20 protein-coding genes are annotated in these 23,451 nt (G+C 71.5%); 7 read left to right on the plus strand and 13 right to left on the minus strand.

Annotation, left to right across the window (positions count from 1 at the left end; genetic code table 11):
• Window positions 1-87: 87 nt before the first annotated feature.
• Together F8A92_RS03665 and F8A92_RS03670 are read right to left on the minus strand one after the other, a co-directional pair.
• Window positions 88-1,887, minus strand: a complete 1,800-nt coding sequence (locus F8A92_RS03665) for a hypothetical protein (RefSeq protein ID WP_153503455.1) — start codon at window positions 1,885-1,887, stop codon at window positions 88-90.
• On the minus strand, window positions 1,884-2,576 hold the full coding sequence (locus tag F8A92_RS03670; protein ID WP_153503457.1) for a hypothetical protein: 693 nt from the start codon (window positions 2,574-2,576) through the stop codon (window positions 1,884-1,886). Before F8A92_RS03670 ends, F8A92_RS03665 begins: the two co-directional genes overlap by 4 nt.
• Before the next feature lie 183 nt (window positions 2,577-2,759).
• Here F8A92_RS03670 and F8A92_RS03675 point away from each other — a divergent pair, with 183 nt between their 5' ends.
• Together F8A92_RS03675 and F8A92_RS03680 are read left to right on the plus strand one after the other, a co-directional pair.
• Window positions 2,760-3,611 carry a glycosyltransferase gene (locus tag F8A92_RS03675; protein WP_153503459.1) on the plus strand — a complete coding sequence of 284 codons (852 nt, stop codon included), beginning with the start codon at window positions 2,760-2,762 and terminating at the stop codon, window positions 3,609-3,611.
• Entirely contained in the window at window positions 3,608-4,261 is a 654-nt protein-coding gene (locus tag F8A92_RS03680; protein WP_153503461.1) for a polysaccharide deacetylase family protein, read from the plus strand. The genes F8A92_RS03675 and F8A92_RS03680 overlap by 4 nt, the downstream gene beginning before the upstream one ends.
• Here F8A92_RS03680 and F8A92_RS03685 read toward each other — a convergent pair.
• Window positions 4,245-4,661: a VanZ family protein gene (locus F8A92_RS03685; protein ID WP_194291343.1), complete on the minus strand. Its 417-nt coding sequence runs from the start codon at window positions 4,659-4,661 to the stop codon at window positions 4,245-4,247. The genes F8A92_RS03680 and F8A92_RS03685 overlap by 17 nt on opposite strands.
• Window positions 4,662-4,845: 184 nt before the next feature.
• Here F8A92_RS03685 and F8A92_RS03690 point away from each other — a divergent pair, with 184 nt between their 5' ends.
• Entirely contained in the window at window positions 4,846-6,438 is a 1,593-nt protein-coding gene (locus F8A92_RS03690) for a DUF4082 domain-containing protein (RefSeq protein WP_153503465.1), read from the plus strand.
• Window positions 6,439-6,478: 40 nt separating this feature from the next.
• Here the strand turns inward: F8A92_RS03690 and F8A92_RS03695 are convergent, their stop codons facing one another.
• Window positions 6,479-7,345 (minus strand): hypothetical protein, encoded by an 867-nt coding sequence (locus F8A92_RS03695; RefSeq protein WP_153503467.1) that lies wholly within the window; start codon window positions 7,343-7,345, stop codon window positions 6,479-6,481.
• On the minus strand, window positions 7,346-8,020 hold the full coding sequence (locus F8A92_RS03700; RefSeq protein ID WP_194291344.1) for a hypothetical protein: 675 nt from the start codon (window positions 8,018-8,020) through the stop codon (window positions 7,346-7,348).
• A 62-nt stretch (window positions 8,021-8,082) separates the two neighbouring features.
• Between F8A92_RS03700 and F8A92_RS03705 the strand changes: the two genes are divergently transcribed.
• From F8A92_RS03705 to F8A92_RS03720, 4 genes are read left to right on the plus strand one after another with little or no spacing between them, the layout of a single operon-like run.
• Window positions 8,083-8,943 (plus strand): hypothetical protein, encoded by an 861-nt coding sequence (locus F8A92_RS03705; RefSeq protein WP_153503469.1) that lies wholly within the window; start codon window positions 8,083-8,085, stop codon window positions 8,941-8,943.
• Complete coding sequence (locus tag F8A92_RS03710; RefSeq protein WP_153503471.1) at window positions 8,940-10,247, plus strand: O-antigen ligase family protein; 1,308 nt, start codon at window positions 8,940-8,942, stop codon at window positions 10,245-10,247. The genes F8A92_RS03705 and F8A92_RS03710 overlap by 4 nt, the downstream gene beginning before the upstream one ends.
• A 5-nt stretch (window positions 10,248-10,252) precedes the next feature.
• On the plus strand, window positions 10,253-11,152 hold the full coding sequence (locus F8A92_RS03715) for a glycosyltransferase family 2 protein (protein WP_194291345.1): 900 nt from the start codon (window positions 10,253-10,255) through the stop codon (window positions 11,150-11,152).
• Between the two features lie 19 nt (window positions 11,153-11,171).
• Window positions 11,172-12,374: a glycosyltransferase family 4 protein gene (locus tag F8A92_RS03720; protein ID WP_228389165.1), complete on the plus strand. Its 1,203-nt coding sequence runs from the start codon at window positions 11,172-11,174 to the stop codon at window positions 12,372-12,374.
• Here F8A92_RS03720 and F8A92_RS03725 read toward each other — a convergent pair.
• The 8 genes from F8A92_RS03725 to F8A92_RS03760 are packed head-to-tail and all read right to left on the minus strand — an operon-like array spanning window position 12,371 to window position 23,451.
• Window positions 12,371-14,107, minus strand: a complete 1,737-nt coding sequence (locus tag F8A92_RS03725) for an asparagine synthase-related protein (RefSeq protein ID WP_153503477.1) — start codon at window positions 14,105-14,107, stop codon at window positions 12,371-12,373. The two genes, F8A92_RS03720 and F8A92_RS03725, sit on opposite strands and share 4 nt — an antisense overlap.
• 2 nt (window positions 14,108-14,109) lie before the next feature.
• Window positions 14,110-14,370 carry an acyl carrier protein gene (locus F8A92_RS03730; RefSeq protein ID WP_153503479.1) on the minus strand — a complete coding sequence of 87 codons (261 nt, stop codon included), beginning with the start codon at window positions 14,368-14,370 and terminating at the stop codon, window positions 14,110-14,112.
• A gap of 20 nt (window positions 14,371-14,390) precedes the next feature.
• Window positions 14,391-15,617 (minus strand): pyridoxal-dependent decarboxylase, exosortase A system-associated, encoded by a 1,227-nt coding sequence (locus F8A92_RS03735; protein WP_153503481.1) that lies wholly within the window; start codon window positions 15,615-15,617, stop codon window positions 14,391-14,393.
• Entirely contained in the window at window positions 15,614-17,161 is a 1,548-nt protein-coding gene (locus F8A92_RS03740) for an acyl-CoA ligase (AMP-forming), exosortase A system-associated (protein ID WP_153503483.1), read from the minus strand. The genes F8A92_RS03735 and F8A92_RS03740 overlap by 4 nt, the downstream gene beginning before the upstream one ends.
• Complete coding sequence (locus tag F8A92_RS03745) at window positions 17,161-18,504, minus strand: glycosyltransferase family 4 protein (protein ID WP_153503485.1); 1,344 nt, start codon at window positions 18,502-18,504, stop codon at window positions 17,161-17,163. Before F8A92_RS03745 ends, F8A92_RS03740 begins: the two co-directional genes overlap by 1 nt.
• A complete protein-coding gene (locus F8A92_RS03750; RefSeq protein WP_153503487.1) occupies window positions 18,501-20,888 on the minus strand; it encodes a glycosyltransferase family 4 protein in 2,388 nt (795 codons plus the stop codon). Before F8A92_RS03750 ends, F8A92_RS03745 begins: the two co-directional genes overlap by 4 nt.
• A complete protein-coding gene (locus F8A92_RS03755; RefSeq protein ID WP_153503489.1) occupies window positions 20,885-22,342 on the minus strand; it encodes an oligosaccharide flippase family protein in 1,458 nt (485 codons plus the stop codon). The genes F8A92_RS03750 and F8A92_RS03755 overlap by 4 nt, the downstream gene beginning before the upstream one ends.
• Entirely contained in the window at window positions 22,339-23,451 is a 1,113-nt protein-coding gene (locus F8A92_RS03760; protein WP_153503491.1) for a DegT/DnrJ/EryC1/StrS family aminotransferase, read from the minus strand. Before F8A92_RS03760 ends, F8A92_RS03755 begins: the two co-directional genes overlap by 4 nt.

Below are 23,451 nucleotides of genomic sequence, written 5' to 3' on the forward strand. Positions count from 1 at the left end.
GCGCGCAACACACCCGCGCGCAGCGTACCTCGGTCTTCGGCGATCGGGCGACTGAGTCCTGGAGGGGCGCCGAGCGTCCGGCACCGGCTACGAGACGGTGACGTCCCGGCACGTGGTCAGCTGGTCGGTGCCGCTCCCGAAGTTGATCGCGAACATGCACACCGAGTGCTTGCCGGGGCCCGCGTTGAGCCGGGTGAGCACGCCGTGCTGGCCGCCGACGCCGTACGGATAGAGGTACTCGCTCGGCAGCGACGCGGACGAGTAGGCCGTGACCGTGCCGTCGACGGTCCACATGATCGTCACCGGCGTGCCGAAGGCGGACTGGTCGAACGCCCACCCGACCGCAGTGATGCCCCCGGCGCTGTCGGTGATGGTGAAGTCGCCCCGCGGGTCGTAGATCGACTCAGGAGGCACGGTGACGGTCCGGCAGCTGGTCCACACGTTCTTGCCGAAGCCGATGTTCACGACGTACAGGCACAGCTGGTGCGGACCGCCGGTCGCGGCCGCGAAGGAGGCCTGGATGCCGTGCGCGCCGGGGATCCCGTACGGAGCGAGGCTCGGGGTGGCCGCGTTGGCGATCGGGGTACCGACGAGCCTGCCGTCCCATGCCAGCCACGTCGCGGTCGAGGCGTAGAGGTTGCTGGGGTCGTACGCGTAGCCGGTGACCTTGACGATTCCGTCGGCCGAGACCGTGGTGCCGGTGACGTAGCCCTGGGGGTCGTCGCGCTCCGGATGCTCCTGGACGTACACGTCGATGCAGGACACGCCGTACTGCGCCGACCCCGCTCCGTAGTTGGGCAGGTTCAGGCACGCCCGGTGGTAGCCGGTGTTCGTCGGCGACCAGGCCGCGAAGAACCGGTGGTTGCCGGGGATGCCCATCGCGGCCAGCTCGGGCGACGGCAGCGCGGCGATGGTGGACGTGCTGCTCGCTCCGCCGTCGATCGAGACCGTCACGGGCATCGCCCAGGCGAGGTTGTTGCCGTCGAAGGCCCAGCCGTCGAAGTAGACGGTGCCGCTCTGCTCGAAGGCGCCGACCGCGCTGGTCGGGTTGTCGTAGCCGGGGATGGACGGCGGGTTGGCGCGAGACGCGGCGACGACCTGCTTCGTGGTGAAGGTCGAGGCGTCGCGCATCGCGGCGAACGTGGCGCTGTTGTCCGGGCCGGTGGACAGGACCGCGCCGAGGAGCTTGTCGCTGAAGCCGACCGAGTGGATCGCCGGTCCGCCGGTCCAGCTCGAGTCATTGCCCCAGCCCTGCTTGGCCCCGTGGTCCCCGTCCAGGGTGTTCCAGCCGAAGTACTGGTTGAAGCCGTCCGAGCCGTACGTCGTCGAGCCGCGCATCGCGTCCATCAGCCATCCGGCGACGAGCGGGTCGTTGCTCATCCGCCACATGAAGGTCGCCATGTCGCAGGCGCTCACGCGGGTCGCGCCCCAGTAGCCCGGGCGGCTCGGGTTGTTGTAGGTGTTGCTGAGCCCGTAGACCGAGGCGATGTTCCCGGTGATGTCGGCGCGCCAGTACTTGCTGGCGATCGCGTCGTCGCTGTAGGCGATCATGTAGCGCAGCTCGTTCGACAGCCCCGCGGGCAGGCTGCCGCCGTACGCGCGGAGGTAGTAGGCGGCCTCGAAGAGCTTGAACAGCGACTCGCTGGCCACCGGCGTGTGGCAGTTCGCCGTCGAGCCCACCAGCTGGCCGGTGGCTCGGTCGATCACGGCGACGTACTGCGTGATGCCCTTGCTCGCGGCGCTCGAGACGCCGGACGAGATCGCGGCGGGGACGTCGGCGAGGGTCGCCGAGGCCGGTTCGGGCTGCCGGCCGAGGGCACCGACCGCGAGCGCGCAGACGGCGATGACGACGGCCGCGCCGGCGCGGACGAACCGCGGGTGCCTCATGCGGCGATCTCGATCGAGCTGAGCGACTGGACCAGCAGCAGGTCGTCGTACGCCGCGGGAGGCGCCGCCACGGCGACGGTCACCGCCCGCTTCGCGGGCGTGATGACCAGCAGCCGCCAGGTCTGCACGCCGTCCGAGATCGCCTCGCTCATCGCGGCGTCCAGCGCGTGCGGGATCGTCACCTTGCCGAAGCGCGCCGCGGGCGCCACCGTCTTCAGCTCGGCGATCGCGTCGGTGCTCTGCGCGGCCGTCGACGACAGGGTGATCGTGCCGGTCCGGCCGGTCGCGGGACCGGTGCCGGTGAAGGTCGGCGGCGCGGTGGAGGTCTGCGCGAATCCGCCGGGCGTCTGGATGGTGACGCCGTCGAGTGTGGCGCTGCCGGTGCCGGCCTCCTTGATCGGCCCGAGCACCAGCAGCGGCGGGAACTGCTCCTGGCCGGCCTTCGGCGACACCGTGGGCGGCACGCTCACCGTCGGCTCGATGGCGGTGGAGCCGGTCGGCGTGCCGCCGCTCGCGCTCGCGGTCGCGCTCGCGGACGGCGGCGCCGCGGCGCTGCCGCTCGGGGAGGCGCCGGCCGGGCTGGACGAGGCCGTGACGCCCGGCTCGGACGCGCCCGGCGCCGCGCATCCGGTCGCGGTCAGCGCGACGAGCAGCAGGACGGTTGATCTCGATCGCCACGTGCGAGGCATCGACGCTCCTTCGGGCCCGTCACGGGGGCGACCGGCAGCCGTGGGGGGTACCGCTGCGCATTGAGGCTAACCCGGCGCCTCACGATCGCCCCACATGCGCGCGCGGCGCGGCAGGCCTAGGAGCACTCGCGCGGTCGGCGCTAGGATCCGAGGCATCCCGACGCGACGGACGACAGGACACCCATGACCACCGTTATCATCGCCGCGCACGACGAGGAATCGGTCATCGGCAGCTGCCTGGATGCGCTGCTCGCGCAATCCGATGGCCACCCGCTCGAGGTCGTCGTCAGCGCCAACGGCTGCTCGGACCGAACCGCGGACATCGCCCGGGAACGGCCGGTGACGGTGATCGAGCGCGCCGAACCGGGCAAGGCCGGCGCGCTGAACGCCGGCGACGCCGCCGCGTCCACCTTTCCGCGCATCTACCTGGACGCGGACATCGTCGTGCCGGACGGCGCGCTCCGCGACCTCTGCGCGGCTCTGGCCGCTCCGGGGGTGGCGGCGGCCGTGCCCCGCCGTCGCATCGACACGCGCGGTCGGCCCCTGCTCGTGAAGGCCTACTTCGCGATCAACGAGCGGCTGCCGGCGTTCCGCACCGGGCTGTTCGGGCGCGGCGTGATCGCGCTGAGCGAGGCGGGACGCGGCAGGTTCGAGCAGTTCCCGACGCTGATCGCCGACGACCTGTTCCTCGACTCGCTGTTCGCCCCGGCCGAGAAGGTGCAGGTGCCGACGGTCGAGATCCGCGTCGAGGCGCCGTACCGCACGCGGGACCTGCTCGCCCGGCTGATCCGGGTCCGCCGCGGCAACGCGCAGCTGCGCGCGGCGGCCGGCGCGGGTGACCTTGCGGCCGCCGTCCGGCCGTCGGCCAGGTGGTCCTGGCTCCGCGACGTCGTGCTGCGCGAGCCGCGGCTGGCCGTGGCCGCCGTCCCGTACGTCCTGATCACGGTCCTGGCCGGGGCGCTCGCGCGACGCGAGGGCGCCACCGGGTGGGGCCGCGACTCCTCGACCCGCGGAGCGAAGGGACCGGCCCGATGATCGTCAACATCTGCTTCCACGGCATTGGTACCTGCACGTCGGAGCGGGAACCGGGAGAGGCCCGCTACTGGGTCGCCGAGGCGACGTTCCTGAGCATGCTCGATGCCGTCGCCGGCGTCCCGAACGTCCGGCTGAGCTTCGACGACGGGAACCGCTCGGACGTCGAGGCGGCGCTGCCTGCCCTGCGCGAGCGCGGCCTGTCGGCGACCTTCTTCGCCCTGGCCGGCCGCCTGGACGATGCGGCGAGCCTCAGCGCCGAGGACCTCCGGGAGCTGCGCAGCGCGGGGATGACCATCGGGAGCCACGGCTGGGCACACGTGCCGTGGCGCGGGTTGAGCGACGCCGAGTCTCGCCGCGAGCTCGTCGACGCCCGTAGCGCCCTGGCCGAGGCCTGTGGCGCACCGATCGAGCATGCGGCCCTGCCGCTCGGGAGGTACGACCGCACGACGCTGCGGCGGCTGAAGGCCTGCGGGTACCGCACGGTATCCACCAGCGACCGCTACCCGAGCCTGCCCGGCTGGTGGCTGCAGCCGCGGTACAGCGTCACCGCCGCGGATTCGGTCGCGTCTCTGCGGCGCGTCCTGCCCGGTCGTCCGTCGGCGACCGCAGGCAGGAACTTCGTCGCGAGCGCCGTCAAGCGGCTTCGCTAGCCAACGAGGTCCCGGGGTCCGCCCGGCGATCGCGCCGCCGCGCCCACGCCACCAGCAGCCAGGCGAGCACCGCACCGACCGCCGCGCCGGAGAAGTTGCCGAGGACGTCCCGCAGGCTCGGCTGGCGGGACGGAATGACGATCTGCGCGATCTCCGCGGCGACCGAGAGCGCCAGGGCCAGGACCGTGCCGTGCCAGCGCCGCCGCGCGAGCAGGCTCAGCAAGCAGCCCAACGGCACGAACATCAGGATGTTGGCGGCAAACTCCACCCATCCCGAGCGGATGGCGGCCCACCCGGTAATCCCCTGGAGCCGCACTGTGAGCCAATTCACGATGCCGCCATAGGACACCGGTAGCATCAGCACCGCCACGACCACGACGCCATAGCCGATCAGTCCCACGGTCGCCCACCTGCGCATTCGGCGCTCGCTGGCAGGAGCGGCCGCTGACCTGGTCGGGCGCCTCATTACATGCGCCTTGCCTTGCGGGAAAGTAGATACACGAGTGACCCCCATCTCAACACCCGTACTATTACGGGTATTCCTGGGGATACTCCAATGCCCCCAATCCCCCACAAGGATAGTTATGACGTACCGCAATCCCTATAACCTCGTGCGGCGACGCCGCTTCGGACTCGCCTACCTCCTGGCCATGCTGCTCGCGGGCGGCGTTCTCGCCGCCATCCCCGCCGCCAACGCCGCACCGGCGGCCACCCAGGGCATCCTCGCCGACACGTTGACGCCCACCGTCGCCGCCGATCCCGACCGCGTCGGTGTCGAGCTCGGTGTCAAGTTCAGCCCGCAGCAGTCCGGGCAGGTGACCGCGCTGCAGTACTACCAGAGCGCCCAGTCGGCGGGCGTGACCCGCGCGACGCTGTGGAGCGCCAGCGGCGACGTCCTCGCCAAGGTGAACTTCCGGGCTTCGGGAAGCACCGGGTGGCGGACGGTCCCCCTGAAGACCCCGGTGAGCCTCGCCGCCGGCAAGACCTACGTGGCCTCGTACTTCGCCCCGAAGGGCGGCTACCCGTCCATCGAGGGCGACTTCGCCGCGCAGCGGACCCAGAACGGCTTCGCCCTGCCCGCCAACGCGGGCGTGTACACGTACGGGTCGAAGAGCTCGTTCCCGACCTCGAGCTGGAACAGCACCAACTACCTCGTCGACGTCGTGTACGCGCCGGTCGCCGGTGCCCAGCCGGCGCCCACGACCACGCCGGCGCAGCCGGCACCGACCACGACGGCCGCGCCCACCACCACCACGCAGCCGGCGCCCACGACCACGAAGCCGGCACCGACCACGACCACGGCCCAGCCGGCGCCCACGACCACGAAGGCGGCACCGACGACGACCACGGCGCCGTCCGGCAGCACCGGCGCGAAGGTCGTGCTGGGACGCAGCTTCCCATCCGCGGCGACCACCGGCGTGCCCGATGGGACGGCCCTGACGACGTACACCGGACCCTGCACGATCCAGACGAACAACGTCGTGATCGACAAGAAGATCATCAACTGCGACATGCGCATCCTCGCGCAGGGCATCACGATCACGAACTCGGTCATCAACGGCACGATCTACAGCGACCCGGACTACTTCAACGGATCGTTCACGCTGACCGACAGCGAGGTCCGCATGCCGCAGGCGGCGGCCACCGGTATCGGTGACGTGAACTTCGTGGCGACCCGCGTCGAGGTGACCGGCGGCAGCCGGTCGATCAACTGCGCTGCGAACTGCACGGTGCAGGATTCGTACCTGCACGGGCAGTACACCGACCAGCGGGGCATCGACCACGAGTCGGCGGTCCGGATGGGAGCGGGCAGCGTGATCAAGCACAACACGATCACGTGTGACGCGACCCCGGTGCCGCCGGACGCCGGCTGCTCCGCGGCTCTCACCGGCTACGGCGACTTCGCGATCGTGCAGAACAACACCATCGAGAACAACCTGATCGACGGTGGGCCCTACGGCTCGATGGGCTACTGCGCGTACGGCGGTTCGACACCCGGCAAGCCGTACTCGCAGGGTGTCAACAACATCAAGTTCACCAACAACATCTTCATGCGCGGACCCGGCGGGCAGTGCGGGATCTGGGGACCGATCACGTCCTTCGATTCCAATGCGCCCGGCAACGTGTGGTCGAACAACCTGTGGGACGACGGCAAGGCGGTCCCGCCGGCCAACTAGCCGCCACTGCTGACAGCACGCCAGCTGGCCCTGCTCGGGATCACCACTCGAGCAGGGCCAGCTCGCTGTAGAGGTAGTCGATCCCGTTCGGGTCCGCTGCGGCCGGCCGGTACATCTTCGGCCGGGGCGCCGCGAGCGCACGCCCGGGCCCGGGCGGCGTGAAGCCCAGGACGCGGCGTTCCGCGAGGGTCATCGGCAGGCCACGGCGCAGCAGATGCGCCGCCACTGCCCCCCACCCCGCTCGAAGCACCTCGGGATCACCGCCGACGTACAACGGCGAGGCGAACAGCGCCAGCCGCTTTCGGCGGTCACGCCGGTACATCAGGTAGCCATGGCCACCCGCCGGAGCGATCACCACCAGGTGCCGCGCGGCCGCCGCATCGCGGTGATCGCGGTACAACCCGGCATCCACCGGAGACAGCACCGGTTCGATCTCGGCCGGCAGCGACACCACGCGGTAGCCGGCTGCCGGGCGCGGCGCGTTGACCACCAGCCTGGTCGCCACGTCGAGGTGCGCGAACCCCAGCCGCTCGTTCATCGCGGGCACCGTTCCGCTCGGCGACAGGTCGGTGAACACCGTCCCCCTGGCGCGCAGGTTGGCCCGGATCAGCCGCAGTGCCAGGGGCCGGTACGGCTCCAGCACGCAGAAGGCGGCAAGGTTGCATACCGTGCGCTCCGGCTCCGGGCGTGTGGAGTACACCGCGAGGTACGCGCCGACGATCTGGCCGGCGTCCGTGACGAGCATCTGCCCGCGGTTCGGTCCGGACATCGGCCACGGCGGCGTCATCACCGCGCGCCACCGCGCAGGCGAGACACCGGGGTTGAGATGGCGGTGCAGGAACTCCGCGACGCGCTGCGTGTCGGCGGCCGTGATCGGGCGGACCGAGGCGGCGATGGACGTGGCCATCTAGGCGCCGACCGTTTCCATCGCCTCAGCCGCCGCGCGGTCGACGGCCTGCTGTCGTCGCCGATGCAGCACCACGACGACCGCCGTCGTGACGCCCATCCCGAGCAGCGCGGTCATCGCGGCCGTGCGCGGCCGGTTGCCGCTCATCTCGTGGATGGTGGTCGACTCCGGCGCGGGGATCATCGTGATGTCGTTGACCGGGTCCACTCCGGCGGCGCGTTGCAGCTGGTCCAGCTCCGCGCTCACCCGGCCGGTGATCTGGTTCTGCCGCTTCTGGACCACCTCCGCCGTCGGGCCGACGATGTCCAGCAGGAGCACCTGGGTCGCGAAGTTGGTCGCCCACTGGCCGCCGGTGTCCGGCAGCCGCAGCGACCAGCCGTCACGGATCCCCATCCCGACGAGCGTCACGTCGGGCGACGCGAACTTGGTGACCTTGTCCGGACCCGACACGCGCTTGGCGACGACGCCGGCGGTGTCGATGAGGTCCTCGGACTGCGTGCGTAACGCGTTCGGGTACAGGGTGCTGGTCGGCGCGAGGAAGACCAGCTCGGCACGGCAGTAGTAGACCGCAGGGGTGCGGATCACGAGCAGCCCGGCGCCGGCGGTAATCGCCGCCCCGAGCACCAGGACCACCCAAAACCGCAGCAAGGCGCGGGTTAGTTCCCAGAACGTCATAGCGTCGCGGCCTCCGCGAACTATTGTATGGATAGTCCGTACGAGGGGCGAGGGGGAAGCCAGTGGTGCTCGAGTTCGTGCGTGCGCTCGGTCGACGGTGGTACGTCGTTCTGGTCGGGCTCATGCTGACCGCAGCGATGGTCTTCGGTGCGGCGAAGGCAAGCCCCCCGGACTACCAGACACGCGGTCTCATCCTGCTGCTCCCGTCGACGTCGGCCGTCGGAGCGGGCGGCAACCCGTTCCTGCTGCTGAGCGGGCTGGAGCAACCCGCCGGGATCCTCGTCGCATACTTCTCCGGCGCCCCCGCCCGCGCGGAGGTCGCCAAGGTCGCGCCGACGGCGGAGTACCAGATCGGGATCGACGACTCCACCCGCGGCCCGGTCATCGCCGTCGACATCACGGCCAGGAGTGCGCAGGAGGCCATGACAGCGCTCGATCACTTCGTCAAGCAGATCCCTGTCGAGCTCGCTCGGCTCCAGACCGCGGTCAATGCGCCGGCCGATGCGGTCATCACCTCGATGCCGTTGACCGTCGACAGCAAGCCGACCGTGGACCGGTCCGGCATGGTCCGCATGGTGATCGCCGCGCTCGTTCTCGGCCTCGTCGCCACCGGGCTGGTCGGGTACGCCGTCGATTCACTTGTCCTGCGCCGCCGGGCACGACGCGAGGGGACGCCGCCGAGACGCCGGCGCGCCGCCGGCCGACGGGGAACGCGGGAGGCCGCACCAGAGGCGGCGACGGACGCCGCCGCGGGGTCCGGGACCGAGCCGGGTGAATCGAGCGAGCCCGAGCCGGGCGCACCTGCCGGTGAGGGTGCGCCGACCGATAGCGACCGCGAGACGCCTGTTGACGAACCTGCTCCCTCGGCCGCCGAGGAGGAAGCCGCCGACCCGCAGCCGGTCGAGAGCGGGCGGCAGCATTGAGCAGATCGCTGCCGCTGCTCATCGACCGCGTGATCGCGAGGATCGACGCGGTCGGTTGGCTGACGTGCTACCTGATCTTGCTGCTGTTCATCCCCTCACGGCTGGTGCTGGGCCCGCTCGGCAGCGCCGGCGCGCCGTCGATGCTGTTCGGGCTCGGCAGCCTGCTGCTGTGGATGATCCTGTTCCTCGGCGTCGACCGCCCGCGATCGACCCGGCTGCACCCGATCCGCGCGGCGCTCGGCGTGTTCGTGCTGAGCGTCGGCGTGAGCTTCGTGCTCGCGGTGTCCGGCCCCTTGAGCCCCGACGAGCTCAGCCCGGCGGACGTCGCGCTGCTCGCGCTGGCATCCTGGTCGGGAACCCTCCTGCTGACCCAGGACGGCGTCCACGACCGCGGGCGGCTCGACACCTTGATCTGGCGGCTCACCGTCTGCGGCGGGCTGATCGCCGTGCTCGGCCTGATCCAGGTCGCCACGCGCCAGCTGTGGGTGGACCGGCTCAGCATCCCAGGGCTGTTCAGCGCCCCCGCGTACGGGCTCACGACCCGCGGCGGCTATCCGCGACCGGCGGGGACCGCGATTCATCCGATCGAGTACGGCGTGCTGCTGGCGATGCTGCTCCCCATCGCGCTGCACGTCGGCTTCTTCCATACGCATCGCAGAACCACCGTGCGCTGGGCACCTGCGCTGGCGCTGGCCGCGATCATCCCCCTCACCTCGTCGCGCTCCGCATATCTCGGCGCGGCCATCGGCCTCACCTTCTGCCTCATCAGCTGGCCACGGGTGCGGCGCCTCCGCATGATCGGCGTCGGCGTCGCCGGAATCCTCGCGATGATGGTCATCGCACCCAACTTCCTGAACTCGCTCATCGGCCTGTTCACCGGGGCCGCCGAGGACCCCAGCATCGCGTCCCGCACCGACAGCTTCTCGCTGGCGTTCGAGTTCATCGGGCGCGACCCGTGGTTCGGTCGCGGGCTGGGGACCTTCCTGCCGAAATACCGCATCTTCGACAACCAGTACCTGCTGCTGCTGGTCACCGTCGGCATCGTCGGCACGGTCGCGTTCCTGCTCGTGGGCCTGACGGCCGTCTCGGTCCTGCTGAGCCTGCGGTCCGGCCTGCAGGACCCCGCGAGCCGCGACCTGGCCATGGCCCTCATCGGCTCGGTCTGCGCCGGCTTCTCGTGCCTGTTCATGTTCGATGCCTTCGCGTTCCCGATGACCATGGGCACGCTCTTCTTCGTGCTCGGGCTCGCCGGCGCGCTACACCGGCAGGCGCTGATGGTCGTCGAGCCCTACGTCCTACGATGACCAGCGTGCCAGTGGATATCGCCGCAGTGGTCGTCACCTACAACAGTGAGCGACACATCGCTGCCCTGCTCGACAGCATTCCCGCGGCGATGGGCGCGTTGCGCTACTCCGTGGTCGTGGTCGACAACGGATCGACGGACCGGACGCTCGAGCTTCTCGGGCAGCGCGACGACTGCACAGTCGTGCGCTCCGTCAACGACGGTTACGCGGCGGGCATGAACCGCGCCGTCCGCGCCTCTCCCGAGTCCGAGGCGGTACTGATCCTCAACCCCGACGCCGCGTTGGACCCCGGCTCCGTGCCGGTCATGCTCGATGTGCTCCGGTCCCCGGGCACCGCCGTCGTCGCGCCGCGGATCCGTGAGGAGGACGGCTCGCTCTCACCGACACTCCGTCGTGGACCGACGATGGGGCGGGTCGGCGGGCTGTCCTTCACGCGTCGCCCCGCGTTCGCCGAGCGGATCGAGGGCCCCGAGGAATACCAGAGCGAGCACGAGGTCGAGTGGGCCGTCGGCGCCGTCCTGCTCATCGACACCGCCTGCTACGCCCGCCTCGGCGGGATGGACGAGTCGTACTTCCTGTACTCCGAGGAGACCGACTTCAGCCTCCGGGCGAAGGACGCCGGCTGGCGAACCGTCTACACCCCCGCCGCGGGCGCGATGCACGTCGGCGGCGGGTCGGGCGAGAGCGCGACGACGCACACGATGAAGATCCTGAACCGGGTGCGGCTGTACCGGCGGCGTCGCGGCACCGCGCTGGCCTGGATCTACTTCGCGCTCACCGTGCTCGTGGAGCTGCGCCGCGCCGCCCTCGGCCACCGCAAGTCGTGGCCCACCCTTCGCGCCCTGCTCCGCCCGGCTGCCCGGCCGCCGGCCCTGGGCGCGAACGACCACCTGCTACCTCGGTGACGACGGGAGTGCTGCGCTGATGAAGGTCCTGATGATCGCCCCGGCCTGTGACGGTGAGGACGTCGGCGAGGCATGGGTCGCCGCGCAGTGGGCGACGCTCATCGCCGAGCGGCACGAGCTGACGCTTCTCACGACCTACAAGCGGGGCCACACGCCGATGTCGCGGCAGCTTCCCGGCGCGCGGGTGATCGAGTGGCAGGAGCCGGCCGGTGTCGGCAGGTTTGAGCGGTTCAACAGCCTCCTGCAGCCCGGGTACCTCCCCTTCTTCATCCGGGCACGAAGGTGGATTCGCCGGCACCGGGCCGAGGAGCGATTCGACGTCGCTCATCAGCCCGTGCCGGTCGCCATGCGCTACCCGTCACCGGCGACGGGCTCCGGCATCCCGCTGATCATCGGCCCGGTGGGCGGCAGTCTCGACTCTCCCCCGGCGTTCGCAGAGGAGGAAGGCGCCACCCCCTGGTGGCAGCGGCTGCGCCGGCTGGACTCCTGGCGGATCGAGCACGACCGGCTGCTGCGCGCCACCTACGAATCGGCTGCGCTGGTCCTCGGCGTCGCCGAGTACGTGCCCGAGTTCGTCAGCGGCCTGCGGGTGCGGCGCTTCGAGATCATGAGCGAGACAGCGGTTCACGACATCCCAGCACCCGTCGACCGTGCGGGACGCAGCGGCCCGGTGCGTCTGCTGTACGTCGGCCGGATCGTCCGCACCAAGGGGCTGCGCGACGTGATCCGCGCCCTCGCCGAGCTGCGCGACGTCGAGGTGCGCCTCGATGTGGTCGGTGACGGCAACGACCGTGCCGCCTGCGAGAGGCTCGCCGCTGAGGTCGGTGTCGCCGACCGCGTCGCGTTCCACGGCAAGCTGCCGCGCGCGGCCGTCGACGACTACTACCGCGAGGCGGACGTGTTCGTCTTCCCGAGCTATCGCGAGCCAGGTGGCAATGTCGCGCTCGAGGCGATGTCGTTCGGGCTGCCGGTCATCGTCTGCCGGCGCGGCGGACCCGGCGCGAACGTGACCGACGCGTGCGCCGTCCGGCTGGAGGCGACAAGCCCGGCGCAGCTCGCGGCCGACTGCGCCACGGCGCTTCGCAGGCTGGTCGGCGACCCGGAGCTACGGCTGCGCATGGGATCGGCCGGCCGAGAGCATGTCGCCTCCACCCACCTCTGGTCGCAGCGCGCCGCGCGGATGACCGCCTACTACCGCGAGGTCGCGGCAGCAGGCGCCTAGCGGAGCTGCCGATCCGGTTCGAGCGCGACGATCAAGTTGGTCAGCAGCGCGACCGAGCTGGGTCGTGGCTCCACCGACCTGCCCAGCACTCGATCCAACCACCCGGGGTCGATCAGGTCGACGGACCGCAGCGGGTCGACGATCTCCGGCCGGTCACGCCAGTGCTGCACGACCTTCGCGGCCATCACGTCGCCACCGGCCGGCGGCCGGTTGCCGTGGCGCACCCGCTGAAGCGCCTTGCGCGCGACGCGGTTGCCGAGGCTGACCGCGTCCAGCACCGACTGCCACCGTGGCGGGTCGGCGTAGACGGCCGGCGCCGGTCGATTGTCGAGCGGGACCCGGCCGAGCTCGGGGTCGAGCTCCATCTGCAGCCGCGCCAGGAATCGAGAGCGGGCCTTGTCCGCGGGGCGCAACCGTGCGGCGATGTCGAGGAACCCGGCGTCGAGCATCGGGTTGATCACGATCCGCCGGTCGGCGACCGCGGTGTCGGTGGCGCCGGCCCACCGCTGCATGCGATGACGCAGGTACAGCTCGTCGGCGGCGCGGAACCATTCGGGCCCACCATCGCGCATCGCCGCGTACACCTCCTGCTGTGCGGTGTCGCGTGCCCAGGCCGCGAAGTCCGGGGCCAGCAGGTCGGTCTCGACGGCATCGTTGACGAACATCCGCCAGGAGGCCAGCCGGTCGACGTCCGCCCGGCTGTAGCCACGTTCGCGGACGCGGCCGAGGTAGTAGAACCCCCGCGCGACCTCGCCACCGAGACCGGAGATCCTGACCCCCTGCTCGAACGCCTGCTCGGCGATGCGCTGCGCGGACAGCGCCACCGGATCGGCCATCGCGTCCAGCGCCGACGACTCGGCGACGCAGCGCGCCCACGCCGACTCCGGCTCGATCTGCTGTATGTCGGCCAGCCCGTGCACATCGTGCCGCATCCCGTAGCGTTCGCTGAGGGCGCGGGCGACCGCGACGTCGGCACTGCCGGGTACGGCCAGGGTCATCACCCGCAGCCCTCGTCGCCGGTTCTCGGGCACCGCGCTCAGCAGCAGCCGGGAGTCCATGCCGCCGGTCAGCTGCAGGACGGCGTCCGGATGGTCGTCGAGGACCGCGTTCAGGGAGGCGCGCAGCAGCGTCGCCGCCTCCGACACGGCCCGGTCGAGAGTGATCGGCGCCCGCCGCGCGGGGGCCGCCGGGGTGATCTGCAGCCCGGCATCGCCGAGCCTGCCCACGGCGCCCGGCTCGAGCTTGCGGACCCCCTCGAACAGGGTGCGTTGGCCCAGCTGCCAGCCGAGCAGCGACTGTACCGCCACCGCCACTCGGTCGAGGGGGGCGTGGAGCGCCTGGCCGGCGAGCAGCGCACTGCTCGACATCACCGGGGCGCCGCTGCCCTCAGGGTCGGTGTGGAACAGCTGCTGAAAGCCCATCGAGTCGGCGACCATCGTCACTCCGGCGCCGTCGGCGTGCACGGCACCGAAGGGCGGCTGCAGGCGGACCAGATCTTGCGGCGAGCGGCGCAGCTGCTCGTCGATCTCGGCAAGCGGCACGGTGCCGCGCGTGTCGCGACAGACCTTCGACAGCACCACGGTGTTCTCCGGCACCGACGACTCGGCTGCAGGAGTGCTCCACAGACGCGCCGGGCCAGCGACGCGGCAGTGCCAGCCGTCCGTGAGCGACCGCCGAGGCGCGGTGGAGCCGAGCGCGGCGAAGAACGCCGTGGGCTGCGCGGGCCCGGACATCGCTACGACACCGCGGCGAGCTTGGAGTCGACGAAGTCGGTCAGCGAGCCGACGGTCTCGAAGAGCTCCTCACCGAACTCGTCGTCGTCGATCACGATGTCGAAGCGGTCCTCGATCGCGGCCACCAGCGAGACGACGCCGAGCGAGTCGAGCTCGGGGATCGCGCCGAACAGCGCCGTTCCGGCCGTGAGGTCGGCGGGCGCCTGAGGCAGGTCGAGGGTGTCGATGAGCACGGCGCGTACCTCATCAAGAGTGCTGGGCATGTCAGATCCTTTCCATATGTCTAGACGAGCACTTCCACCGGCGCCGGATGGCCGAGGAACGCGGTGGGGCTGGCGGTCAGCCCGTACGCGCCCTGCTGGAAGATCACGACGAGATCGCCGATCTCGGCATCGGGCAGCGGCACGTCGCTGCCCAGCAGGTCGAGCGGCGTGCACAGGCAACCGACCACGTGCATCGCGCCCGCCGGATCATCGTCGATACGGTTGCCGACGACGAGCGGGTAGTTCCGGCGGATCGCCTGCCCGAAATTGCCGGACGCCGCGAGCTGCTGGTGCATCCCGCCGTCGAGGACCAGGTAGCTGCGGCCCCGCGACTGCTTGCGGTCGACGACCTGGCTGACGTAGACGCCGCACTCGCCGACGAGGTACCGGCCGAGCTCGATCACCGGCGTCGCCTCCGGGAACCGCTCGGCGATCGGGCCGGTCACCAGCTCGCCCAGCGGTCCGCTCACCGCCGCGAGGTCGAGGGGCCGGTCGCGCTCGGTGTACGGGATCCCGAACCCGCCCCCCAGGTTCAGGTAGCGCGCCGGCGCGGACAGTCCCTCAGCGAGACCCGCCACCAGGTCGACGGTGCGCCGCTGCGCCTCCGCGATGACGTCCGCGTTCAGGTTCTGCGAACCGGCGAACACATGGAAGCCGAGCACCTCGACGTCCATCGCGGCGGCCTCACGCAGCAGCGCCGGCACGTCCTCGGCGTCGATGCCGAACTGCTGAGGACCGCCACCCATCCGCATGCCCGATCCCTTCACGGCGAAGTCCGGGTTGACGCGGATCGCCGTCACAGGGGTGATGCCGAGCTCCTCGCCGGCGCGGACGGCGCCGCCGAGCTGCGTCGGGGACTCGACCTCAATGATGATGCCGGCCGCCACCGCCTGCCGGATCTCGGCCGGCGTCTTGCCCGGGCCCGCGAAGCTGACCCGGTTCGGCCGGAGGCCGGCATCGAGCGCGACGTGCATCTCCCCCGCCGACGCGACGTCGACGCGGTCGACTCGCGAGGCGAGGTGCCCCACCAGCGCGGGCATCGGGTTCGCCTTCATCGCGTAGCTGAGCTCGAGACGCTGCGGCAGCGCGGCGCGCAGCTCGGCGACCCGATCGTCGAGCAGCCGCCGGTCGTAGGCGAAGAACGGCGTCGACCCGACCCGCGCGGCCAGCCGGGTCAGCGAGACGCCGCCGACGCAGAGCTCACCGCCACGGGCACCGAACCGGGCGACGTGCTCGTGCGGACTCATGACGTCACCTCCGACTTGATCAGCGCACGGTCGAACTTGCCGTTCGGTGAGCGTGGCAGATCACCGCGGACCTCGACCCGCGAGGGCACCATGTACAGCGGCAGCTGCTTGCGCATCGCGGTGATCACCGCGTCGGTCTCCAGACCAGCGCCGGCCGCGGCGACGACGAGCACGATCCGCTGGCCGAGCACCGCGTCGTCGACGCCGACCGCGACGGCGTCCCGAACCAGACCGGTCGCGTACGCGGCCTCCTCCACCTCGGTGGGGCTGACCCGGTAGCCGGAGGTCTTGATCATGTCGTCGGTGCGCCCGACGAAGTACAAGAAGCCCTCGGCGTCCTTGACCACGGTGTCGCCGGACCACACCGCCAGCTCGGGCGTGCGCCAGTCCTCGCCCGCGCGCGGGATCGCGCGGTACCGCTCCGCGGTGCGCACCGGGTCGTTCCAGTAGCCGAGCGCGACCAGCGGCCCGCGGTGCACGAGCTCGCCGTGCTCGCCCGCGTCGCACTCGGTGCCGTCGGGACGCATCACCAGGATCTCCGCGTTGGGGATCGCCTTGCCGATCGAGTCGGGCCGGCGGTCGACCTCGCAAGGATCGAGGTAGGTCGAGCGGAACGCCTCGGTCAGCCCGTACATCAGGTACGGCGCCGCCTCGGTGAAGATGCCCCGGAGCCGGTCGAGGGCGGTGCGCGGCATCCGGCCGCCGGTGTTCGCGAAGTACCGCAGCCGGGCCGCGACCTCGGGCGGCCAGGGCGCATCGAGGATCTGCAACCACAGCGGCGGCACGCAGGTGAGGCCGGTGACGCCGTGCTTCGCGCACAGCTTCGGGACCTCGCGGGGCAGCAGGTAGTTCATCAGCACGCAGTGCGCGCCGACGGCGAACGCGGTGGTGACCTGGCTCAGCCCGGCGTCGAAGCTGAGCGGCAGCACGCTGAGGATGACGTCGTCCGCGGTGTTGCGCAGGTAGCTGCTGACGCTCTCGGCACCGACGATCAGGTTGCGGTGGCTGAGCACCACGCCCTTGGGCTTTCCCGTGCTGCCGGAGGTGTACAGGATGGCGACGGGGTCGAGGTCGACGCGTGCCAGCGGGACCGCGAACGGCGACCCGTGATCGGCCCACGCGTCGGTCACCACCGCGAGCTCGGCGGGTGGCTCACCGACGACGACGACCCGCTCGATCGCCGATCCGGCGAGCGCGTCGGCGAGCTGCGCGAGCCGGTCCGGCGACGTGATCAGCACACGCGCGCCGCAGTCGGCGAGGATGTGACCGACCTGCGGGGCCTTCAGCACGTGGTTGATCGGCACGAACAGCGCGCCCGCCAGCGAGGCGGCGAACATCGCCGTCACCGTCTCGATCCGCTTCTCCAGGTAGATCGCCACCCGGTCGCCGCGGCGTACGCCGCAGCCGACCAGCTGGCAGGCGGCGCCCTGCACGGCGTCCCACAGCTCGCCGTAGGTGACGGTGTCCGCCTTGTAGGTCAGCGCCGGAGCGTCCGGCGTTCGCGCGGCGGCGCCGGAGACGAGGTCGTGCAACGCGGCGCGCATCAGCGGGCCCTCCGCGCGAGGATGAACCGGGACAGCTCGGCCTCGTCGGTCAGGTCGACGTACCTGCGGCCCTCCGGGTCGCTCGTCGCGCCGCACCCGTCCTCGGGCACGGCAGGGCCCGGCCGGCTGAACCCGGTCACGTCGTCCAGCACGGACACGTATGCCTCGGCCTGCGGACGCCAGTCGAGGGAGCCCGCGACACGCTCGCGAGCCTTCAGGCCCATCTCGACCCGCAGCTGCGGGTCGTCGATCAGCCGCTCGACCTCATCGGCGAACGCCCCGATGTCACCGGAGGGCACGTAGCGCACCGTGTCGGCGCCCGAGACCCGAGTCTCGTCGAGGTCGAACGACACGGACGGCAGGGCGTAGCACATGTACTCCATCGTCTTGTTCATCGTCGACAGGTCGTTCAGCGGGGTCTTCAGATCGGGGCACACGCCGATGTCCGCCCGGCTGAGGTACTCCGCGATGCCGGTCCGGTCGACCCGTCCGGTGAACGTGACGTGGCCGTCGAGGCCGAGCTCCGTGCACTGCTTCTTGAGGTCCTCCAGGCAGTCGCCGAAGCCCAGGAGGGTGGCGTGCACCGTCGTGCGGCCGCGGCGATGGACCAGCTCGTCCATCACCAGAAGCACCTGGTCGACACCGTCCTGCGGCCCCATGATGCCGAGGTACACCAGCTCGGTCGCGTCGGTCGCGCGCGGGTGCTGGGGGTAGATCGGCCGCATCTTGCGGGTGTCCGGCCCGCTGCGGACGACCGTCACGTGGCCGGGGCGGCGTCCGCCGCGCCGCACGGCGATCGCCTTGTAGGACTCGTTCGTGGAGATGATCCGGTCGGCGGTGCGGAAGGTGCGCCGCTCGAGCCACTTCAGACCGGCATACTGCAGCCTTTTGCCGCGGCCCTGCGGCCGGCCGAAGCGCGAGATGAACAGCTCGGGGTTGAGGTCGTGGTGGTCGAAGACGAAGCGCACCCCGCGCGGCTGCCACAGCCGCGCGAGCAGCCAGAACGTGTCCGGTGGGTTGCACGCCTGGATCACGTCGAACCGGGCACGGCGCCACACCTTCAGCGACAGCACCGCGGTACGCACCCAGCTGTACGCGAACTCCCAGGCGAACCCGAGGATGCCCTCGGCCTCGGGGGCCGGCGCGTACTTGTAGATGTCGATGCCGTCGATCGTCTGGAATCCCGGATCACCGGGTCCCTTCGGGCAGATGACGCTGACCCGGTAGCCGCGGGCGGTCAGCGCGTTGCACTCGAGCCAGACGCGCCGGTCCAGCGGCACCGGCAGGTTCTGGACGATGATCAGGACGTGCGGTCCGGTCCTGGTGGGGGGTACGTCGTTCACGGGGTTCCTTCCTCATCGAGCCAGGCGAGAAGCTGATCGGCGCGCGCGTCCCAGCCGTCCCCGGCGACCGACTGAGCGATGGCGCCGCCATCACGCGGGGCGCCGAGGAGCCGGCTGACGGCGCGGCCGAACTCCTCCGGGGTGCCGGCCGGACGGACGAAGCGAGGGTCCAGCCCACGGGTCGGCGCTACGTCGGTCGTCACGACCGGCAGCCCGGCCGCCAGGTACTCGAGCGTCTTCAGTGGGTAGCTGCGCCGGTTGAACATCGAGTCGGCGTACGGCGTGAGGCCCACCGAGATCGCCCGCAGGAACGACGGGAGCTCGCTGCGCGGCCGCTGATCGACCCAGTGCACGCCCGGCGCGGCGGCGAGCCGGTCGAAGGCGGCGTTCTCGCCATCCGTGACGAACCACCGCGGCCCGACCAGCAGCAGGTCGATGCCGAGGCGGTGCACCGCCTCGAGATACGTCAGGTCGGTCCGGGAGTTGAACTGCCCCACGACACCGGCCACGGGGCCGCACAACGGGATCTCCGCCGGGGTGACGGCGGCGATATCGGCGAACCGATCGAGCTCCGCGGCGTTGGGCAACCACCGCGGGCTGCTGGGACCGCGCTGCAGATGCCGGGCGAGCTCGGGCGTCACCGCGAGCACCAGATCCGCCGACCGCAGGTTGCGTTCGCGGGCTGCGCTCAGGTAGGCCCGGCTCACGCCCCACATCGGGGCGGCCTCGGCGAAGTCGTCCGTGGCGTAGTACACCCGCGTACCGGGAAGATCCTGCAGGACGTCCAGCATCGGGGCGGACGTCGAGGCGATGACGGCCCGTGGCCGCAGGTCGTGCGCCCGCAGGTAGTCGCGCGCGACCTCCGCGCGACGTCGGCTGGCGATCTCGCGCAACCCGGGCCGCTGGACGCCGGCGGCGACCGGTGCTCGCAACCGCACGATGCCCGGGTGCGGGTGGCTCACGAGCGGGATGACCCGGTCGCGGCGCCGCACGACCGAGTGCGGGGTGTCGACCCACACCACGTCGGCGTGCTCGGCAAGCGCCGTCGCCAGATGCCGGTCCGTGCCGGCGATGGTGTCCCAGCCGACTCCGGGGAAGTACAGGATTGGGCCGCGTCGGTCGCCGGCGCGCCGTCCGCCGCGAGCCGTCCGGGCTCGCGCCGCGACCGGGTCGGCGTTGAAGTCGTCGGCGCGTCCGGTACCCCGGAGCCGGGCGACCCGCTGACCGACGTAGTAGCTGCCCAGCTGGGTGACCGACCGGGCGGCGTCGAGCGGACGGCGCCGGGCCGCCGCCCGTCCCGCGACGGCGTCGCGGTAGACGGTGATCTGGCGACCCGCTGCGGTCTCCAGCGAGAAGTCCCGGACCACGTCCAGCCCGAATCCGCCGAGGTCGGACCGGCGTGCGCGGTCGGTGAGCAGCGGCGCCAGCTCCCGCTCGAGGGCTGCCGGGCCGCTCTCCGCGCCGTCGCCGACGCCGTACCAGCCCTGCCAGCGGAACTCGTCGGCGCTGTCGGGGGTGAGCGTTCGGAAGTAGCCGCGCTCCCCCTGCACGACGAGCGGCTTGCCGAAGGCCAGGGAACGCAACGCCGACCCGCCCATCCCGAGCATGACGTCGGCGGCGTCGTACGCCGGCCGTGGATCCGCGAGCTCTCCGGTGAGGAACACGCTCGGTGTCCCGATGCGCCGGTTCGCCTCCTCCGCCGCCTGCTCGATCTGCGTCCGCGCCTTGCCGTCTCCCACGATCAGCAGCTGGAACGGAGCCGTCGCAGCCATCCGGGCGGCCGTCTCGATGGCGGTGAGGATCCCCTCGGCCTTCAGGTCCGGTACCAGCCGGCTCACGCTGGCCACCACGGGCCGGTCGTCCAGACCCAGCTCGGCACGCAGCTGCGCGGCCGCCTCCCCGGTGACGTGCGGCGCGTTGTGCCGCAGATCGACCGGCGGCTCGATCAGGTTCACGTTCAGCCGGCCGCCGGCCTGCTCGGCCGCGCTGATCTGCGCAGTGCCGACCACCAACGGCAGCCGCCGCGGCAGGAAGGGCGCCACCGCCATCGACATGACCGTGCAGACCGCGGCCACCTCGGGCGCCCACTCGGCCGCGAGAGCGGCCTCCATGCCGGGCGGCCACTCGTAGCCGTGGAGGACGTCGATACCCCGCTCGTGCACCAGGTCCCGCAGCGTGCGGGCGACGCGCGGCGAGGGCCGTCGTCCCGGGTCCGGCGACTCGATGAACTCCAGGCCGAGCTCGTCGATCCGCGCGCACAGGCTGCCCCGCCGCCCGAATACCACGCACTCGTGCCCCTGGCGGCTCACCTCGGCAGCCAGCTCGATGGCGTTGATCTGGCTGCCGCCCATGTCGAGGTCGTGCGGGTACACGAGGATCTTCACGCGATCCCCCGCCCAGCGGCCGCCGCGCGCAGCAGCCGCAGGTCGTTGCGCTGCCACCACGCAAGAGCGGCGATGATCAGCACCGCGACGAGCCCGGCGGCCGACGCCGCCACGAACGCGGGCGTGAGCGCCCGCGCGAGCTGCCAGCCGACGAGCCAGGCGACCAGCCCGGCGCCGACCGGCAACAGCACGGCGCAGAGCACGCGTCCCGGGCGAACGCCGATGCGCTGCAGCCCGAGCACGTACAGCGGTACGACGACGACGACACCCACGAGGAACTGCACGGCGGCGACGGCCGGGCCACCGCCCTGGCGAACGGCCCACAGCATCAGGGGAAGCGCCACCGCGAACGAGCTGATCTGCACGACCAGCAGGAAACCCGGCTTGCCCTGCACGACGACGTAGTCGTACGCCAGCTCGAACCAGATCTTGAGCGCCGCGAAGGCGGCCATCCAGACGAGCACGTGCGCGGCGGGGGCCCATGCGGCGCCGTACACGAAGTGGACGACCGGTCCGGCGGCACCGCTGACGGCGAGGCACGCCGGCAACGCTACGCAGGACAGCAGCGTGAGGACTCGGGTGAAGTTCCGGGTCATGCGCTCCGGCTCGTCCTTCAGCGCCGAGAAGGCCGCGGGGGCGACCGCGCGCAGCGGCAGCGAGAAGATCGAGACCGGCCAGCTCGCGAGGTTGAAGGCCAGCACATAGAAGCCGAGTGCCTGCGCGCCGGCGACGGCGCCGACGATCATCTGGTCGACGTACCCCGACGCGAAGACGACGATGCTGGAGGCCGCCAGGGGCATCCCGAAACGAAACAGCCGGCGGGCGATGTCGCGATCCCAGCCGAACCGGTACCCGATCGGCGACCAGTGCACCAGCAGCGCACCGTGCACGAGGCTCCCCGCCAGCCGGCCGATGGCCAGGCTCATCGCGCCCCAGCCGAGCAGCGCCAGCAGCAGCGACAGACCGGCACCCAGCCAGGTGTTGACCTGGTCGGCGATCGTGCGCTGCTTCTGCATGAACTCGCGCTGCATGACCGCCGCGGACGTCGCGACCAGACCGTCGAGCAGGATCGACACGGCCAGCACGCGGATCACCGTGGTGGCGCGCGGATCGCCCAGGAGAGAGGCGATCCCGGGAGCGGCGAGCATGACGGCGGCGGTGAGCAGGCCGCTGCTGAGGGCCGCCACCGTGTTGACCGTCGGCGCGATGGTCGCCGGATCGTCACGCCACCGGATGATGGCGAGGCTGACTCCGAGCTCGTTGAAGCTCAGGATCGCCAGCAGGGTCACGGTCGCGATCGCGAAGATCCCGAACTCCTCCGGGCCGAGCACGCGGGCGAGGGCGATGCCGATGGTCAAGGTCCCGAGCCGCGCGGCCACGGTATTGCCGAAGCTCCACCCGAACGCGCGCGACGCGCGCCGGGTGACGGAATCCTCGGCCGGCTGGACCATCATGCCGACAGGGAGTCTCGCAATGCAGCGCAGACCCGCTCCTGCTGCTCGGGCCGCAGGTGCGGGAACATCGGCAGCGAGAGGATGCGGTCGGCGGCGGTCTCGGCGACCGGGAACTGTCCTCGGCGGTAGCCGAGCGGCGCGTACGCGTCCGTGAGGTGCACCGGGGTCGGGTAGTGCAGCGCGACGCCGATCCCGGCCTCCAGCATCTGCGCCATCACCCGGTCGCGGTTCTCGACGCGCACGACGTACAGGTGCCAGACGTCCTGGTTGCCCGGTAGCACCGACGGGAGCCGCACGCCGTCGATGTCGCCGAGCAGCTCGGCGTACCGATCGGCGGCGTCCCGACGGGCCGCGTTCCACTTGTCCAGGCGGCGCAGCTTCGCCCGCAGCACGGCGGCCTGGACGGCGTCCAGGCGGGCATTCATGCCGATCCGGTCGTGCACGTACTTCACCGAGCTGCCGTGCGCCGCGAGGCTGCGGACGACGGCGGCGAGCTCGGGGTCGTCGGTCAGCACCGCACCGCCGTCCCCGGCGGCGCCCAGGTTCTTGCCCGGGTAGAAGCTGGTCCCGGCGATCGTGCCGAGCGCTCCGGCCCGTCCGTCGACGGACGAGGCGCCCTGGGACTGGGCGGCGTCCTCCACCACCGGGATGCCGGCCGCGTCGGCGATCTGCCGGATCCGCTGCATCGGAGCCGTCTGCCCGTACAGGTGCACCGGGGCGATCGCGCGGGTGCGCGCGGTGATGGCGGCGGTGATCGCGTCGGGGTCGATCAGCAGGTGCTCGTCGTCCACGTCGACGAGCACAGGCACCGCCCCGATGCGCGAGGCCGCCTCGGCGGTGGCGATGAACGTGTTGGCGGGCATGATGACCTCGTCGCCGGGGCCGACTCCCAGCGCGCGGAACGAGAGCTCGAGCGCGTCGGTGCCGTTCGACACCCCGATCACGTGCTCGACGCCGATGTAATCGGCGTACTCGGACTCGAACCCGCTCACCTCGGGGCCGCCGACGAATGCGGCGGACGCGAACTGCGCCTGCCACACCGGAAGCACCTCGTCGGCGATCTCGGCCTGCTGCGAGGCGATGTCGAGAAACGGAACGCTGTTGCTCAC

This window comes from Cumulibacter manganitolerans (assembly GCF_009602465.1).
GTDB classification, from domain to species: Bacteria; Actinomycetota; Actinomycetes; order Mycobacteriales; family Antricoccaceae; genus Cumulibacter; species Cumulibacter manganitolerans.